Origin of the sequence: Rhodococcus sp. USK10 (assembly GCF_019378875.1) — a bacterium.
Lineage (GTDB): Bacteria > Actinomycetota > Actinomycetes > Mycobacteriales > Mycobacteriaceae > Rhodococcus_F > Rhodococcus_F pseudokoreensis.
Genome location: NZ_CP076048.1, coordinates 5,945,027 through 5,961,578, shown reverse-complemented (window position 1 = coordinate 5,961,578; position 16,552 = coordinate 5,945,027). Strand labels below are relative to the sequence as shown.

Annotated in this window: 16 protein-coding genes and 4 tRNA genes; 11 read left to right on the top strand and 9 right to left on the bottom strand. The window is 67.4% G+C overall.

Features of this window, described 5'->3' with window-relative positions; all coding sequences use genetic code 11:
• The first annotated feature begins 3 nt into the window (after window positions 1-3).
• Both I1A62_RS34650 and I1A62_RS34645 read left to right on the top strand, forming a co-directional pair.
• Window positions 4-1,827 carry an ATP-binding cassette domain-containing protein gene (locus I1A62_RS34650; RefSeq protein ID WP_219456788.1) on the top strand — a complete coding sequence of 608 codons (1,824 nt, stop codon included), beginning with the start codon at window positions 4-6 and terminating at the stop codon, window positions 1,825-1,827.
• Window positions 1,824-2,561 (top strand): ABC transporter ATP-binding protein, encoded by a 738-nt coding sequence (locus I1A62_RS34645; RefSeq protein WP_219456787.1) that lies wholly within the window; start codon window positions 1,824-1,826, stop codon window positions 2,559-2,561. The genes I1A62_RS34650 and I1A62_RS34645 overlap by 4 nt, the downstream gene beginning before the upstream one ends.
• A 4-nt stretch (window positions 2,562-2,565) precedes the next feature.
• Here the strand turns inward: I1A62_RS34645 and I1A62_RS34640 are convergent, their stop codons facing one another.
• The 5 genes from I1A62_RS34640 to I1A62_RS34620 all read right to left on the bottom strand — a co-directional run bounded on the left by I1A62_RS34640 (window position 2,566) and on the right by I1A62_RS34620 (window position 4,515).
• The gene (locus I1A62_RS34640) at window positions 2,566-3,219 is read right to left on the bottom strand and encodes a TetR family transcriptional regulator (RefSeq protein ID WP_124392615.1); all 654 of its coding nucleotides are present in this window, start codon (window positions 3,217-3,219) and stop codon (window positions 2,566-2,568) included.
• 156 nt (window positions 3,220-3,375) lie between these two features.
• Window positions 3,376-3,452 (bottom strand) — tRNA-Phe (locus I1A62_RS34635).
• Between the two features lie 66 nt (window positions 3,453-3,518).
• Window positions 3,519-3,592: transfer RNA gene (locus I1A62_RS34630), tRNA-Asp, on the bottom strand.
• A 95-nt stretch (window positions 3,593-3,687) separates the two neighbouring features.
• Window positions 3,688-3,760 (bottom strand) — tRNA-Glu (locus tag I1A62_RS34625).
• A gap of 98 nt (window positions 3,761-3,858) precedes the next feature.
• Entirely contained in the window at window positions 3,859-4,515 is a 657-nt protein-coding gene (locus I1A62_RS34620) for a TetR/AcrR family transcriptional regulator (RefSeq protein ID WP_219456785.1), read from the bottom strand.
• Between the two features lie 328 nt (window positions 4,516-4,843).
• Between I1A62_RS34620 and I1A62_RS34615 the strand changes: the two genes are divergently transcribed.
• The 3 genes from I1A62_RS34615 (at window position 4,844) to I1A62_RS34605 (ending at window position 6,666) form a co-directional block, all read left to right on the top strand.
• Window positions 4,844-4,916: transfer RNA gene (locus I1A62_RS34615), tRNA-Lys, on the top strand.
• 192 nt (window positions 4,917-5,108) lie between these two features.
• Window positions 5,109-5,528 carry a YciI family protein gene (locus I1A62_RS34610; protein ID WP_124392711.1) on the top strand — a complete coding sequence of 140 codons (420 nt, stop codon included), beginning with the start codon at window positions 5,109-5,111 and terminating at the stop codon, window positions 5,526-5,528.
• Window positions 5,521-6,666, top strand: coding sequence for an RNA polymerase sigma factor (locus I1A62_RS34605; protein ID WP_219456783.1), 1,146 nt, complete (start codon window positions 5,521-5,523; stop codon window positions 6,664-6,666). Before I1A62_RS34610 ends, I1A62_RS34605 begins: the two co-directional genes overlap by 8 nt.
• Before the next feature lie 7 nt (window positions 6,667-6,673).
• Here I1A62_RS34605 and I1A62_RS34600 read toward each other — a convergent pair whose 3' ends face one another.
• A complete protein-coding gene (locus I1A62_RS34600; RefSeq protein WP_219456782.1) occupies window positions 6,674-7,264 on the bottom strand; it encodes a TetR family transcriptional regulator in 591 nt (196 codons plus the stop codon).
• 120 nt (window positions 7,265-7,384) lie between these two features.
• On the opposite strand from I1A62_RS34600, the gene I1A62_RS34595 reads away from it, so the two are divergent.
• Together I1A62_RS34595 and I1A62_RS34590 are read left to right on the top strand one after the other, a co-directional pair.
• Window positions 7,385-7,858, top strand: coding sequence for a DUF4334 domain-containing protein (locus I1A62_RS34595; protein WP_219456780.1), 474 nt, complete (start codon window positions 7,385-7,387; stop codon window positions 7,856-7,858).
• Between the two features lie 49 nt (window positions 7,859-7,907).
• Window positions 7,908-8,996 (top strand): NAD(P)-dependent alcohol dehydrogenase, encoded by a 1,089-nt coding sequence (locus tag I1A62_RS34590; RefSeq protein WP_219456779.1) that lies wholly within the window; start codon window positions 7,908-7,910, stop codon window positions 8,994-8,996.
• Window positions 8,997-8,999: 3 nt separating this feature from the next.
• Here I1A62_RS34590 and I1A62_RS34585 read toward each other — a convergent pair whose 3' ends face one another.
• Together I1A62_RS34585 and I1A62_RS34580 are read right to left on the bottom strand one after the other, a co-directional pair.
• Entirely contained in the window at window positions 9,000-9,593 is a 594-nt protein-coding gene (locus I1A62_RS34585) for a hypothetical protein (protein WP_219456777.1), read from the bottom strand.
• The gene (locus I1A62_RS34580) at window positions 9,590-10,030 is read right to left on the bottom strand and encodes an MmcQ/YjbR family DNA-binding protein (protein ID WP_124392608.1); all 441 of its coding nucleotides are present in this window, start codon (window positions 10,028-10,030) and stop codon (window positions 9,590-9,592) included. Before I1A62_RS34580 ends, I1A62_RS34585 begins: the two co-directional genes overlap by 4 nt.
• A 405-nt stretch (window positions 10,031-10,435) precedes the next feature.
• On the opposite strand from I1A62_RS34580, the gene I1A62_RS34575 reads away from it, so the two are divergent.
• From I1A62_RS34575 to phoU, 4 genes are all read left to right on the top strand, one after another.
• On the top strand, window positions 10,436-11,392 hold the full coding sequence (locus I1A62_RS34575) for an acyl-ACP desaturase (protein ID WP_124392607.1): 957 nt from the start codon (window positions 10,436-10,438) through the stop codon (window positions 11,390-11,392).
• A 78-nt stretch (window positions 11,393-11,470) separates the two neighbouring features.
• Window positions 11,471-12,613: a tRNA dihydrouridine synthase DusB gene (gene dusB / locus I1A62_RS34570; RefSeq protein WP_072943055.1), complete on the top strand. Its 1,143-nt coding sequence runs from the start codon at window positions 11,471-11,473 to the stop codon at window positions 12,611-12,613.
• Between the two features lie 119 nt (window positions 12,614-12,732).
• Window positions 12,733-14,814 (top strand): LCP family protein, encoded by a 2,082-nt coding sequence (locus tag I1A62_RS34565; RefSeq protein ID WP_219456775.1) that lies wholly within the window; start codon window positions 12,733-12,735, stop codon window positions 14,812-14,814.
• 82 nt (window positions 14,815-14,896) lie between these two features.
• Window positions 14,897-15,595, top strand: coding sequence for a phosphate signaling complex protein PhoU (phoU, locus tag I1A62_RS34560; protein ID WP_124392605.1), 699 nt, complete (start codon window positions 14,897-14,899; stop codon window positions 15,593-15,595).
• Between the two features lie 142 nt (window positions 15,596-15,737).
• On the opposite strand, the gene pstB is transcribed toward phoU, so the two are convergent.
• Window positions 15,738-16,514, bottom strand: a complete 777-nt coding sequence (gene pstB / locus I1A62_RS34555; RefSeq protein WP_015888703.1) for a phosphate ABC transporter ATP-binding protein PstB — start codon at window positions 16,512-16,514, stop codon at window positions 15,738-15,740.
• Between the last annotated feature and the right edge of the window lie 38 nt (window positions 16,515-16,552).

The window sequence follows — 16,552 nt, the reverse complement described above, 5'->3', positions numbered from 1 at the left end:
GCAATGGCTCTGTGGCGCCTGATTCGATCGGCTCCGGGTTGGCTCTTCCCGCTCGCCGCCGGCCTCCTCGTGCTGTTCCTGCCGGAGTTCGGTCTGGGCTTCGCGCAGTCCCGGCAGGTGCAACTCGCCTGCATCCTCGCGCTGGTCGTCAGCGGCCTCAATCTCAGCCTCGGCTACGCGGGGGAACTCGCGCTCGGCCAGGCCGCGATGTACGCGGCCGGGGCGTACACCGCCGGACTCATGTCGATCGCCGGATACACGGACATCGTGTTGCAGTTGACCGTCTCGGGCCTGGTCGCGCTCGCGGTCGGGATCGTCACCGGAATTCCGGGATTGCGGCTCGGCAGTTGGTCATTGGCGATGACCTCGTTCTTCCTCGTTCTGCTCGTCCCGGACATCATCGCCGTCTTCGGGGACACCACCGGCGGCCGCAACGGGCTCAGCGGGATCGAACCGGCCACCCTGTTCGGTGAGGCGATCGACTCCGACCGGTTCTACCTGGTGGTCGTCATCGTCGCGATCCTCTGGTTCGCGGTCCTGCGCAACCTGGTGGTATCCCGGCACGGCATCGCGTTCCGCACACTCAAACAGAGCCCCGTCCTCGCGTCCTCGGTGGGCATCTCGGTGTTCCGGATGAAGCTTCTCGGTTATGCGATCGGCGCCTTCCCCGCGGGCCTCGCGGGCGCCCTGTTCGCGAACATCGACATGTACGTCTCCCCCGAAGCGTTCGGATTCACGTTCGCGACAGCAGTTCTCGCGGCGTGCATCCTCGGAGGGGCGACGAGCGTCTACGGCGCGGCGGTCGGGGCGGCGATCATGCAACTCGGCCCGAACCAGTCGTCCGAGTTCCAGCAGTACGCCCTCGTCTTCTACGGCGGATTCCTGATCCTCGGCGGCGTCCTCCTCAGTGGTGGCCTCGCGAAGGTCGCCAAGCAGGCGACGGCGCGGTTGGACCGCGCGGCGGGCCTGACCGGCCGCGGAACACGCGCCCGCCCCGGCGACACGGATCGACCGGCGATGGAACCGATGTCGGGTCGGGCGCTCGTGGTCGACGGCATCTCGAAGGCGTTCGGCGGCAACCAGGCACTCGACAGCGCGTCGCTGCGAGCGGAACCGGGCAGCATCACCGCGCTGATCGGACCGAACGGGTCGGGCAAGACCACGATGCTGAACATGATCTGCGGGTTCTACCGCCCCGACAGCGGGCGAATCCTGATCGGTGACACCGAGGTCCAGGGCAAGGCGCCGGAACGGGTCGCCGGATGCGGCGTGGCCCGCACGTTCCAGACACCCGACATCCCCGACGGCGTCACCGTCCTCGAGGCCGTGGCCTCCGGTCGATACAGCACCGACCGGGTATCGATGCTCTCGACCGTGCTGCGGCTTCCCCGCCATCACAGGGTCCGCGCCGCCGACATCGCCGAGGCCGAACGCGCACTCGACGTCGTGGGACTGTCGCATCTACGCGACGAGACCGCGACCGCACTCCCGCTGGGAATGCGGAGGCTGCTCGAGGTCGCCCGCTCGGTGGTCGCCGAACCGCGGGTCCTGCTGCTCGACGAAGTGGCGTCCGGCCTCGACGAGGACGAAGTGGAACGCCTCGCCGGCCTGATCCGGCAACTTCGCGACGCCGGCTGCACGATCGTGCTGGTCGAGCACAACTTCCGCCTGGTACTGGCACTCGCCGACACCATCGTCGTGCTCGCCCAGGGCCGCGTGATCGCCGAAGGTCCGCCGTCCGCGATCGAACACAACCCTCGTGTACTCAGCGAATACCTCGGCGTCGTCGCCGAGGACACGGAACTTGCCGGAGAGGCGACCTCATGAGCGAGCAGACGACGACACCGCTGCTGAGTCTGCGGAACGTCCAATCCGGTTACGGCGACCTCCGCGTGGTGTGGGACGTTTCGCTCGACGTGTGGCCCGGCAAGGTCACCGCACTGCTCGGCCGGAACGGTGCGGGGAAGACCAGCACCCTGCGTGCCATCTCGGGACTGAACCGGGTGTCCGCCGGGACGATCGAGTTCGACGGCCGCGACATCGCGAAGGTGGCGCCGCACCGGCGGGTCCGCCAGGGAATGGCCTACGTGCAGGAGGGAAAGCGGGTCTTCCACCGGCAGACCGTCGAACAGAACCTGATTCTCGGCGGGTACGTCCGCAGGACGAGACGGTCGGCCGTCCGCGAGGAGGTGGAGCGGATCTACGACCTGTTCCCCGTCCTCGGCGCGAAACGCGGCCTGCTCGCCGGTGCGATGTCCGGCGGGCAGCAGCAGATGCTGGCGATCGGGCAGGCACTGATGGCGAAACCCACCCTGCTACTGCTCGACGAGCCGTCCGGCGGGCTGGCGCCCGTGATCGTCGGTGAAGTCATGGAACGCGTGAGCACCCTCAAGGAGGCCGGGCTGGCGGTGCTCCTCGTCGAGCAGGCCGTCGACGCCGCGATGAGCGTGGCCGATCACGTCACCGTCCTCGACGTCGGACGCGTCGTCATGGACGCGGATGCGGGTGCGATCGACGACAGGGCGGTGATCCGGGACGCCTACTTCGGGCGCGTCGGCTGAGGAGCTAGCCGCCGAGGCGGCGGAACACGAGACGGACCGCGAGTCCCAGGTGGGCCATCACCTCGTCCACCGAGATGCGGCCGGCCACCCAGGACACCAGGCTCGACATCCAGACGTCGCCGATCACGCGGATCGCGTTCAACTGGTCGTCGGAGATCTGCTCGACACCGATGGTCTTGGCGAACATCTCCGTCATCAGGGCGCCGAACGCATCCAGTTCGGCCGACGCCGACGCGTCCGCGAACATGAACGCACGCACCAGGGCCTCGTACCGCGGCCGGTCCTTCTCGAGGACTTCGGTGTTCTTCCGGAGGACGAACAGGATCCGCTCCGACGGTGTGTCGCCCGGGATCGCGACGTCCTCGAACCGGGACCGCATGCCGTCGAACACCATCAGCAGGCCCATCACCAGCATGTGGTTCTTCGACGGGAAGTAGCGGTACACGGTGCCCAGCGCGACGCCCGCCCGATCCGCGATGGCCCGCATCTGCACGGCGTCGTACCCGCCCTCGGACGCCAGTTCCATCGCCGCGGCGACGATCCGCTGGTACCGCTCCCGCTGCGGGGCCTTGGCCCCACGCGAGGGCAGCTGCCCGTTGCGAAGCAACGACAGCAACCCGTCGTGGCCCGCCGTCAGCGGCTCTTCAGCAGTGCTCATGGACGTCAGCCTAGCGACAGTCACTTCGCCGGCGTCGCGCGACGCTGACCCCACGTGAGTGCAAAAGTGTGCAGGAACACACTTTCGCACTCACGTGGGGTGGGAACGAAAAAACTCCGCTGTCGACGTTCTCGACAACGGAGTTTCTGTGAATCGTGGTGGCCAGGGCCGGGATCGAACCGGCGACCTTCCGCTTTTCAGGCGGACGCTCGTACCAACTGAGCTACCTGGCCGGACGGCACCCGAACCGAATGCCTATCGCATTGTGTTGCCGATACCGGGTATCGGCAACACACTTGCGACCCTGACGGGACTCGAACCCGCGACCTCCGCCGTGACAGGGCGGCGCGCTAACCAACTGCGCCACAGGGCCTTGCTTTTCCTGCTGTGCCTTACAAGTGTAAAGCGTTACTGCGTGTCACTTTTACTGCCGTCGAACCATACCGCATGCTCGACACCGGTCAAACGTACCCCCTACGGGATTCGAACCCGCGCTACCGCCTTGAAAGGGCGGCGTCCTAGGCCGCTAGACGAAGGGGGCCCGTCGGATCTCTCCGAACCAGTACCTCAACGGCGTTCCGTTGGGAGCTTGGATAGCTTAGGACACGGATCGAGAATTTCCCAAATCGCCAGGTCAGACTACGAATCGGGCAGTTCTGACGCGAAATCCGGCCATCCGTCCCTCGCAAACTTCTCCAGCCACCCGGGTGAAGCCATCGCCTCGAGGATCACCTCGAGCGATTCGACGAACCGTGCGCCGAGGTCGCCCTCCAGCGCGGTCATGTCGGACATGTACCGCTGGCCGGCGAGAGACGCCGCCAGGACCCGGGTGAACTTCTCCGGGTCGGCATCGGCGCGCAGCAACCCGTCCCGCTGGGCGCGGATCGCGAACTCGTGCGCGGTTCGCCCCCACACCTGCGAGCCGACGGACCGCACGTCCGGGTAGAACTCGGGTTCGACGATCAGCCGGAACTCCGCCCGCACGATGACGCTCGAATGGAACAGCTTCGCCAGGTCGATCACGAAACCGTGCAGAGCCTCGAATGGCCCGATGTCCGTGCGACTCGTCCACCTGTCGGTCAGGGCGGTGAATTGCTCCACCCCGGACTGGAGGACGGCGCGGGCGAGTTCCTCCTTCGATTGGAAGTGGAAGTACATCGCTCCCTTGGTGGCGTTCGAGCCTTCGAGGATCGTGTTGACCGACGCCGCCGCATAGCCGCGCTTCGCGAACTCGATCGCGGCCGACTCCACCAGCGCAGCGCGAGTGCGTCGCGCACGCTCCTGCTGACGTGCCATGACGGTGAATCCCTCTCCCAAATGTAGTAACCCCCGCTTTCGCCCTACAGTGGCGAGCTTGGAGCCATACATAACAGTATCCCTGTTTTGAAAATAGCGACACAGCATTCTTCAGATCATCAAAACTTCCCACAAACAAACTTGACACCCGTTATGGGGCCGGAATCGGACCGCTGCCGAAAACACACCAAGTGGTATAATTTGGGTCGGCTCGGGTGCGCTGCAGGGGGTGCGCACCCGAGCCGACCCTTTCGATCCCCCGGGCGGCGCGCCGTGCCGGGGGTGCTGTTCTCCCGGTCACCGTCTGCGCACTAGACTCTGGCCCCGCGCCCCTATAGCTCAGTTGGTAGAGCTACGGACTTTTAATCCGCAGGTCGTAGGTTCGAGCCCTACTGGGGGCACCGTCCTGACCAGTTCATCCTGGTCAGGTAGTGCGATACACGCGTTCGGAGCGGCGGAATGGTCACCATGTGGCCGCCCGTCGACCGGGCGGCGTACTCACCCTTGGTCGCGGGATGTCGAGAATCCGCGACCGGCTCCGTCCCCGCAGTGAACACGGCCACAATGGGCCGTACCTCACCAAGGAGTTCGCGATGGCCAAGTACCTACTGCTCAAGCACTACCGCGGCGCGCCTGCGGCGGTCAACGACGTGCCGATGGCCCAGTGGACGCCGGAGGAAATCTCCGCGCACGTGCAGTACATGCAGGACTTCGCGGCCAAGCTGGAGCGGACCGGCGAGTTCGTCGACGGTCAGGCACTCGCCCCGGAGGGGACGTTCGTCCGCTACGACGGCGAGGGACGGCCACCGGTCACCGACGGGCCGTTCGCGGAGACGAAGGACCTGATCGCCGGCTGGATGATGATCGACGTCGACACCTACGAACGGGCACTCGAACTCGCCGGCGAGTTGTCCGCGGCGCCGGGTGCGGGTGGGAAACCGATCCACGAATGGCTCGAGCTGCGCCCGTTCCTGACCGCACCCTCGCCCTCCATGGAGTGCCACGGTGGATGAGGCGGTACTGCGCAGCCTCACCCCCATGGTGATCGGGATCCTCGTCCGCCGCGGAGCCGACTTCGCGGAGGCCGAGGATGCCGTGCAGGACGCCCTGGTCGAGGCCGTGCGCGTGTGGCCGGACGACCCGCCGCGGGATCCCAAGGGCTGGCTGGTCACCGTGGCCTGGCGGAAGTTCCTCGACACCGCCCGCGCCCACTCCTCCCGCAGGCAGCGCGAGGAACGCATCGAGTCCGAGCCGGTGCCCGGACCGGTCGAGGCGGTCGACGACACGCTCCAGCTGTACTTCCTGTGCGCGCACCCGTCCCTGACACCGGCATCGTCCGTCGCACTCACGCTGCGCGCGGTCGGCGGCCTGACGACGCGTCAGATTGCGCAGGCCTACCTGGTTCCGGAGGCGACGATGGCCCAGCGCATCAGCCGGGCCAAGCGGACCGTCTCGGGCGTCCGGTTCAACCAGCCCGGCGATGTCGCCACGGTGCTGCGGGTGCTCTACCTGGTGTTCAACGAGGGGTATTCCGGCGAGGTCGACCTCGCCGCCGAGGCGATCCGGCTCACCCGCCAACTCGCGGCCGGGATCGACCACCCGGAGGTCGCGGGACTGCTCGCGCTCATGTTGCTCCACCACGCGCGGCGCCCTGCCCGGACCGGCCCCGACGGCAGTCTCGTACCCCTCGCCGAGCAGGACCGCGCCCTGTGGGACACCCGTCTGATCGCCGAGGGCGTCGACATCCTCCAGGCGGCCCTGGTCCGCGACCGCCTAGGCGAGTTCCAGGCCCAGGCCGCCATCGCCGCGCTCCACGCCGACGCCCGGACGGCCGAGGAGACCGACTGGGTGCAGATAGTCGAGTGGTACGACGAACTGGTGCACCTCACCGACAGCCCGGTGGCCCGCCTCAACCGGGCCGTCGCGGTCGGCGAGGCCGACGGCCCGCGCGCCGGGCTGGCCGCACTCGCGGCGCTGGACGACACACTGCCCCGTCACACTGCGGTCGCGGCGTATCTCCGCGAGCGGGACGGCGATCTGGCAACGGCGGCACGGCTCTACGCGGAGGCGGCCGACAAGGCGCCCAATCTCCCCGAACGAGACCACCTCACGCGTCAGGCCGCTCGGCTCAACGCGCTACTGCGCAGCTGAGCGGCACTTACCCGCGGCGCGGCGCGTCCTCCACCGGGGACACCCGGATCAGCCGCCGAACCGCCTCGACAGCGGTCTGCCGCCGCTGCGCCACCGTGCGCTCCCCCGACTTCTTGCCGCCGGGCGCGGTGGCCAGCGATCGGACGACGTCGGTGATCACGAGCAGTAGTTCGCCTGCGTTCCACGACGGATCGACGAACCCCTCCTGCTGCCCTCGGCGAATCTCGGCGGCTTTGGGCCGCAGGGTGACGATCCGCGCGTCGCTGTCCACGATCTGTTCCCGCATCTCGAGGTCGGCCCACTCCTGCAGCCGTGCGTTCTCGGGGTGCGCCACGTAGTCGTCGAACAAGCGGCCCGCGTACCCCGGCAGATCGTCGCCCCGCAGTGCCGTCTGTTCCGTCGTCTCCGCGATCCATTGCTGGATGACGGCGTCGAACAGCGCTTCCTTGCTGTCGAAGTACGCGTACAGGCGGTCCTTGCTCGCCCGGGCTGCCTCCGCGATGCGGTTGATCCGGGCCCCGGCGACTCCGTAGCGGGCGAACTCGTCCTTGGCCGCGGCGAGGATCCGGTCGCGCGTGGCTTCTCCCGCTGATCGCATGGCGACATCCTAAATCGCCCGTTGCCGAACCATCTGGTTCGGCGTAGCGTGCGCGTTGACGAACAACTTGGTTCGGAAACTCTTCGACCTGCACCTCCACACGAGACCCGAGGTACGACCATGGACATCGACCAGGCCCGCAGCACGTTCCACGAGCTTCGACAGCGCGACACCGGCGTCTCCCCCGACGAACTCGACACTGTGTGGGCGGCACTCGACACCGTGCGGGCCGAGGACATCCTCGGCTCCTGGAAGGGCGACGACTTCGCCACCGGCCACCGCCTGCACGACAAGCTGGTCGCGAGCCGCTGGCACGGAAAGACGTTCCAGTCCCTCGAGGACGCGAAGCCGTTGATCTGCCGCGACGCGGCCGGCAACCTCTACTCCGACGTCGAGGGCGGCAACGGCGAGGCCAGCCTGTGGAACATCGAGTTCCGGGGCGAGGTCACCGCGACCATGGTGTACGACGGCGCCCCCATCTTCGATCACTTCAAGAAGGTGGACGACTCGACGCTCATGGGCATCATGAACGGCAAGTCCGCACTGGTCCTCGACGGCGGCAGGCACTACTACTTCCTCCTGGAACGGGACTGAGATCCCGGTCGTGTCCCAGCCCCCACTGCGCGGAACCCGAGGAACAGCAATGCAGATCACGGCAGCCGTCTCCCGCGGCCCCGATTCTCCGTTCACGCTGGAGACGGTCGAACTCGACGAGCCCCGCGCGGACGAGGTTCTGGTGCGGATCGTCGCCACCGGCCTGTGCCACACGGACCTCTTCACCAAAGCGGCGCTCCCCCACGCCGCCGGTCCGGCCGTCCTCGGACACGAGGGTGCCGGGATCGTGGTGAACGTCGGGCCACGCGTGAGCGGGATAGCGCCCGGCGATCACGTGATTCTCAGCTACCGCCACTGCGGCGACTGCGATCAATGCCGAAGTGCGGGTCCGGCTTACTGCGTCGACGCGCACCGCTTGAACAGTTCGGGCAGGCGCGCGGACGGCTCGGCCACCGTCACCCAGAACGGCGAACCGGTGCGCGCCGCCTTCTTCGGCCAGTCCAGCTTCGCCGACCACGTTCTCGCGACGGCCGACAACATCGTCGTCGTCGACGAGTCCGTCGACCTGGCCGCCGCGGCGCCGCTCGGCTGCGGGTTCCAGACGGGTGCCGGTGCGGTACTGAACGTGCTCCGCCCCGGCATCGACTCGAGCGTGGCCGTCTTCGGCGCAGGCAGCGTCGGGTTCGCCGCACTGCTCGCCGCCCGATCAGTGGGCGTCACAACGCTTTTCGCGGTCGATCCGGTACCGGCACGACGTACGCTCGCGGCGGAGTTCGGCGCGGTCGCGATCGATCCCGGGACGCAGGACGTGGTCGCGGCGATCCGCGCGGCGACCGGCGGCGGCGCCACCCACACCCTGGACACGACAGGGATCCCCGCCGTCGTCGGTCAGGCGCTGTCGTCGCTGCGGGCGCGAGGCAGCGCGGTGGTCGTCGGACTGGGCGCACCCGAAGTCACGGTGAACATTCAGGACCTGATGCTGAACGGCAAGACTCTCCGCGGCTGCGTCGAGGGCGATTCGTCCGTGCAGCAGTTCATTCCGCAGTTGCTGGCGCTGCACGCCGAGGCGAGATTCCCGTTCGACCGCCTCGTCACCGAGTACCGGTTCGAGGACATCAACCGCGCCGTCGCCGATCAGGCTGCCGGCGCGGTGATCAAGCCCGTGCTCGTGTGGTGAATCTCAGGGCGCGGCGGGTGACGGCCCGTCGCCGGTGGCCTGCCCGCCATTCACTTTCGTGTCCCTGCGCATCTCGGCGAGATCCTCACCGCGCTTGCGGTACGTGAAGCTGACTCCGGCGACGCCGAGGAACAGCACCACTCCGATGATGGCGCCGGCGAGCGACGCACCGCGGAAGCCGGGCGCGTCGACGTCCATGATCCGTTCGCCGGCGTGCGCCGCACTGTTGCCGCCGAGCACCACGCTGAGCGTCAGCAGATTGGGCAGCACCACAAGGACTCCGAGGATCAGGAGCACGATCTGCATGGGCTTGAACCGGCGCCTGCGGAACAGCCGCCACGCCCCGCGGAACAGCAGCAGGGGCAGCAGCGTGCACAGGGTGCCGAACAACAGTCCCCACAGGATGCCGCCGCCGAAGCTGCCGTCCGCCATTCCGCCCACGTTCTGCGCCCACGCCCGCGGGAGGTACGCCGCGAGGATGAAATACGCGATGACGAGTACCACGAGAAGGACGGCGATCCCGATGGCCTTCTTGGCCCACGACGGCAGTCCCGACTTCGCCGGTGTGGCGGTGGGTGCGCTGTTGTCGGTCGTCATGACTGGTCTCCCTGCGTCGGCAACGGTTCTTCGTCCAGCACCTGCTTCGCCAGTCGCTTCGGCGCGACGAGCGTGTACGACGTCCTGATCCACTCACGCAACTGTTCCCACCGGGGCCCGTCCGCGTCCGCGACGTCCACCGCGATCCAGCCGTGCCTACCGAGACCGTATCCCGCGGGCTCCGCCCCCGGTTCCGTCGCGACCACCGCCTCCGCCTCGTCGACGGTGAGCTTCACCGTCAACCGGGTGGCGTCCACGTCACTGAACACGAAGTTCTTGCCCCGCACCCGGAACGTCGGGTGCCCGTCCCACTGCTCGATGTCCACCCGGACGGCTTCGGGCAATTCGGCGGCGATCTCTTCGAGGCGGCTCATGTTGTTGCCCATGTGACGATTGTCGGCAGCACCCCGACCGACCGCAACAGGCATAACGGACATACGGGATCCACCAATGCCGGAAGTCCGGGGGTGGCGATATTCACACCTGGGGTGGATCGAATTCCCAGGAGACCCGGAGCCGGACGAACCGTCTTCAGCGCAACCGTCGACACGGCTCGAGTTGGGGCGGGGAATCTGTGGAGACCCACAAATCTGTGATCGTCCACAACTGCCCGCGCGTCGCGGTGATGATCTCTCCCTGGGATGATTACGCTGGTCACCGCACACGCAACCTCATCAGTACACTGTCATGTAACAGTTCGCCGCGTGGCGGCGACACATCCCGGAAGGTCCATTACGGATCGGTAACTTCGACGGTTCCCGGGCCGCCGACGGCGTTTACCAACCTACTTACGGTGCCGTAGGCTGAACAAAGTCAAATTTGAGCTACTGGAGGCATTACACATGGCGAGGGACCTGACCCAACTCGAACTGCTGCAGGAGTTGTCGCCGGTTGCAGAAGAGAACGTCAACCGCCACCTCTCCATGGCCAAGGAATGGCATCCCCACGACTATGTTCCGTGGGACGAAGGACGCAACTTCGCCGCGATGGGCGGCAGCGATTGGGACCCCGAGCAGTCGCAGCTCGACGAGGTCGCCAAGGCCGCGATGATCACGAACCTCCTCACCGAGGACAACCTGCCGTCGTACCACCGCGAGATCGCCGAGAACTTCTCGCAGGACGGCGCGTGGGGAACGTGGGTCGGTCGCTGGACCGCCGAGGAGAACCGACACGGAATCGTGATGCGCGATTACCTCGTCGTGACCCGCGCCGTCGATCCCGTCCAGCTCGAGCGCTTCCGCATGGAGCACATGACGAACGGCTTCGCGTCCCCCGCCGACGTCGACGCGGGCTTCCTCCACTCCGTCGCGTACGTCACGTTCCAGGAACTCGCCACCCGCGTGAGCCACCGCAACACCGGTAAGGCGTGCAAGGACCCCATCGCCGACAAGATGCTGCAGCGCATCGCGGCCGACGAGAACCTGCACATGATCTTCTACCGCAACATGTGCGGTGCGGCCCTCGACCTCGCGCCCGACCAGGCGCTCGAGGCCGTCAACATGATCGTCCAGAACTTCCAGATGCCGGGCGCCGGTATGCCGAACTTCCGGCGCAACGGTGTCCTCATGGCCAAGCACGGCATCTACGACCTGCGTCAGCACCTCGAAGAGGTCGTGATGCCCGTCCTGCGCAAGTGGAACATCTTCGAGCGGAACGATTTCACGGCCCGCGGCGAAGAGATCCGCGAGAGCCTCGGCAAGTTCCTCGAGAACCTCGAGAGCCAGGCCACCAAGTTCGAGGAGCAGCGCGACCGCATGCTGGCCCGCGAGGCCAAGAAGCGCGAGCAGAAGGCTTCCTGACGTAAACAGTTATCCTGTGCCCGGTACCGGATTCGGTACCGGGCACAGTTTTTTCCAGCACTTTCCCAGAGGTCGTCAATGTCATCCCTTCGTATCGGATCGCTCGAGCTGCGCAGTCCGGTGGTTCTGGCCCCCATGGCCGGGATCACCAACGTCGCCTTCCGCACGCTGTGCCGTGAGCTCGAGACGGAGCGCGCGGGCAGCACGTCCGGCCTGTACGTCTGCGAGATGGTGACCGCGCGTGCGCTGGTCGAGCGGCAGCCCGCGACCCTGCACATGACGACGTTCGGCCCGACCGAGACGCCACGGTCCCTGCAGCTGTACACCGTCGATCCCGACACCACGTACGCCGCGGCCAAGATGATCGTGGACGAGAACATGGCCGACCACATCGACATGAACTTCGGCTGCCCCGTCCCCAAGGTGACCCGCAAGGGCGGCGGTGCGGCGCTGCCGTACAAGCGCACGCTGTTCGGCCGGATCGTCGCGGCGGCCGTGAAGGCAACCGAGGGCACCGACGTCCCGGTGACCGTCAAGTTCCGTGTCGGCATCGACGCCGAGCATCACACGCATCTCGACGCAGGCCGGATCGCCGCCGGCGAGGGTGCCGCCGCTGTCGCGCTGCACGCGCGTACCGCGTCGCAGCGGTACTCCGGCACGGCCGACTGGAACGAGATCGCCCGGCTCAAGGAGCACGTCACGGACGTGCCCGTCCTCGGGAACGGCGACATCTTCGCGGCCGAGGACGCGGCCCGCATGATGGAACAGACCGGGTGCGACGGCGTCGTCGTCGGACGCGGGTGCCTCGGCAGGCCGTGGCTGTTCGCGGAGCTGAGCGCGGCACTGAACGGAAAACCGCAGCCCACTCCGCCCAACCTCGGCGAGGTGGCCACGATCATCCGCAGGCACGCGGAACTCCTCGCCGATCACCACGGCGAGGACAAGGGCCTGCGCGAACTGCGCAAGCACGTGTCCTGGTACCTGCGGGGCTTCCCCGCCGGATCCGAACTGCGGGTCGCGATGGCCCTCGTGAGCAAACTCACCGAACTCGACGACCTCCTCGTCCAGCTCGATCCGACCATCCCGTTCCCCAAGGACGCCGAGGGTCCGCGCGGGCGGCAGGGATCACCCGGCACGGTCGCGCTCCCCGAGGGGTGGCTCGACGACCCCGACGACTGCCTGGTGCCCGCCGGCGCCGACCTCATGCATTCTGGTGGTTAGCGGCACGAACGCGCGTCACCTCGCTACATGTGGGGAGCCTCGACGTTCGATAAGTACTATGGCTGGAATCCGTCGGGGCCGACGGAGGTCCGAGTCGGCGGAGAGGTCAGGTTGCATCGGTGGGTGATGATCACAGTGCGGACTCACCGACTCCCGAATCCCGCGCCCCCTGGGAACGTCCTCTAGCGGATCCCAGCTACCGGGAATCCCAGTCGGGGCGGCCGCGGCGACTCCCGCCCCGCCAGTCGCCTCCCGAACAGCGCCCTCCCGAACGGACCTCCTCCCTCGAGCATCGTGCGCCGGTGGAACGCACCGAACCGTCCCGCCACGACAGCGGCCGGATCGGCCGCCGGGCCGCGGGCGGGCCCACCGAAGGGCTCTCCGTCGCAGACCTCGTGAAGAAGGTCGCCGAGGACGAAAAGGTCGAGAAGGCCGCCGGGGACGAAAAGGTCGAGAAGGCCGCCGGGGACGAATCGAACGAGCCCCACGATCCGGAGAAAACGGAGATCATTCCCCCGATCGACGAGCGGCAGCCGCCGCCTCCCGGGGTTCCGCCACGTAAGACCGCTCCGGCAGTCCCGCCGCCGGAGCCGCCGCAGAGCCCGCCCGAACCCGAGTGGGTCGCGGATTCCGCCGAGACCACCGCGGTACCGCAGGTGGTCGGCAACCCGGGCACCACGCGCCTGGCTCTCAACAAGACCCGTAAACGCAAGCGTCTCCGTGCAGTGGGACGCGCCGTCGTCGCGCTCGTGGCGGTGGTCGCGCTCGCCGGAACCGGCATCGTCTGGGGCTACCTCCGCTCCACCGAGGGCAAGTTCGACCAGATCGCGGCACTCGACACCGAGTCGACCGACATCGTCGACGCCGTCGGACAGACCGGTGACGAGACCTATCTCATCGTCGGCACCGACACCCGTGCCGGCGCCAGCGGCGAGGTGGGTGCCGGAACCATCGACGACGCCGAGGGCTCCCGCGCCGACACGGTGATGCTCGTCAACATCCCCGCCGACCGGAGCCGGGTGGTCGCGGTGTCGTTTCCCCGCGACCTCGACGTCGAACGGCCCGTCTGCAAGGGCTGGGACAACGACAGCGGCACTTACACCGACGAGACGTTCCCCGCCGCCGACGGCGACAAACTCAATGCCACCTACGCACTCGGCGGACCGAAGTGCCTGGTGAAGGTGATTCAGAAGATGTCGGGTCTGAAGATCGGCCACTTCGTCGGCATGGACTTCGCCGGCTTCGAGTCGATGGTCAACGAGATCGGCGGGGTCAAGGTCTGTACCACCCAGCCGCTCGAGGACGACGTTCTCGGCACCGTTCTGCCGCAGCCGGGCACCCAGATGCTCGACGGCAAGACCGCACTGAACTTCGTCCGCGCCAGACACGTAGAGGCGGAGGGCAACGGCGACTACGGCCGCATCAACCGGCAGCAGCGATTCCTCTCCGCCCTGCTGCGGGGCGCCCTGTCCAGTCAGGTGCTGCTCAATCCCGGCAAACTGAACGGTTTCATCAACGCGTTCACCCGCGACACGTTCGTGGAGAACATCGACACGAAGTCGCTGGTCACGCTCGGCCGCTCACTGCAGAACGTCGATGCGGGCGCCGTCACCTTCCTGACCGTCCCCACCGCGGGCACCACCGAGTGGGGCAACGAGATTCCCCGCACCGACGACATCAAGGCCATCTTCCGCGCGATCATCGACGACGAGGCGCTGCCCGGCGAGAAGCGGGCGGAACCCCTGCCCTCGTCCGCCCCCGAGCCGCAGGCCGCGCCCACCCCGCAGACGGTCCAGGCCGTCGACCCGTCCAGCGTGACCGTGCAGGTGTCGAACGCGTCGGGTGAGTCGGGGCTCGCCGCGACCGTCGCCGACTCCCTGGCCGCCGAGGGCTTCCAGATCTACAACGTCGGCAACTACACGGGCACCAGCAGCGAGACCGTCATCCGGTTCTCGCCGGGCCACGAGGCCGAGGCGGCGACCCTGGCGTCGTCGTTCCCGGGTGCGGTGCTCGAATCGACCACCGGACTCGGCACCGTCGTCGAGGTCGCGATCGGTTCGAGCTTCACCGGGACCGTGCAGACACCGAGCCCGATCGACACCCCGCTCAGCATGGCGGACGTGCGAATCGGCCAGCCGGAGGACGCGGAAATCCCCGCGGACCTGGCCGTTGTGAACGCGGGCGACACGTCCTGCGATTGACGTCCCGATCAGCGGCGTCGTTCACCCTGCGTTCACCGTGTGATCGTGACTTGGTTTCCCGTGCACCGTAGGCTGTGACCTCATGCGCGTGGCTTACAACGAACAAATGACCGAGCTTGCCGACCTGCTCGGTGAGATGGCGGGGCTTGCGGGGGTCGCCATGGAGCGAGCCACCCAGTCGCTGCTCCAGGCAGACCTCTCGCTCGCCGAGCAGGTCATCGGCGAGCACGACAAGATCACCGAGCTCAGCACCATCTGCGAGGAGCGGGCGTTCGCCCTCCTCGCCCTGCAGGCACCGGTCGCCGGCGACCTCCGCTCCGTCGTCAGCGGAATCCAGATCGTCGCCGACATCGACCGGATGGGTGCCCTGGCGCTCCACGTCGCCAAGATCGCGCGCCGCCGACATCCCAACCACGTACTCCCGGAAGAGGTCAACGGCTACTTCGCCGAGATGGGACGCATCGCCGTCTCCATCGGCGCCGCTGCCCGCGAGGTCCTCGAGACGCGCGATCCCGAGCGTGCCGCGCGCCTGCGCGAAGAGGACGAGGCGATGGACGACCTCCACCGGCACCTGTTCACCGTGCTCATGGACCGCGAGTGGAAGCACGGCGTGGCCGCCGCCGTTGACGTCACCCTGCTCGGCCGCTTCTACGAGCGTTTCGCCGACCACGCCGTCGAGGTGGGCCGCCGGGTGATCTTCCTCGTCACCGGAAAGCTGCCCGACGACACCGAGACCGCCGCGAAAGACGCCGACAACCTCACCGCCTACCCGGAACTGTGAAACTCCCCCAACACTTTTCGCGCGAACGGGACGCTCGTACGGTCTGACCGTACGGGCGTCCCGTTCATTCACCGGAAGTAGTCTCTACATACGCGAACGCCCCGGCCGAGGATCCGGCCGGGGCGTTCGCGGGTGGTGTGCGTTATCCGAAGCGGCCCGAGATGTAGTCCTCGGTGGCCTTCTGCGTCGGGTTGGAGAAGATCTTCTCCGTGTCGTCGATCTCGACGAGACGTCCCGGCTTGCCGGTGGCCTCGAGGTTGAAGAACGCGGTCTGGTCACTCACACGCGCCGCCTGCTGCATGTTGTGGGTGACGATCACGATGGTGAAGTCCTTCTTCAACTCCGTGATGAGGTCCTCGATCGCGAGCGTCGAGATGGGGTCGAGCGCCGAGCAGGGCTCGTCCATCAGCAGGACGTCGGGCGAGACGGCGATGGCCCGGGCGATGCACAGACGCTGCTGCTGACCGCCGGAGAGTCCGCCACCGGGCTTGTCGAGACGGTCCTTGACCTCGTTCCACAGGTTGGCGCCGCGCAGCGACCGCTCGGCCACCTCGTCGAGACGCTTCTTGCTGCGCTCGCCCTGCAACTTGAGGCCGGCCACCACGTTGTCCTTGATCGACATCGTCGGGAACGGGTTGGGACGCTGGAACACCATGCCGATCGTCTTGCGGACGCCGACCGGGTCGATGCCGGAACCGTAGATGTCCTCACCGTCGAGGAGGATCGAACCCTCCACGCGCGCACCGGGAGTGACCTCGTGCATGCGGTTCAGCGAACGCAGCACGGTCGACTTGCCGCAACCGGACGGACCGATGAACGCGGTCACGTTCCGCGGGGGGACCGACAGCCCGACATCGGCGACGGCGTGGAACTTGCCGTAGTAGATGTTGACGTCCTTGAGATCCAGACGCTTGGCCATTACCGGCTCCCTACTGATTGATGTTCGAAATCGAGTGT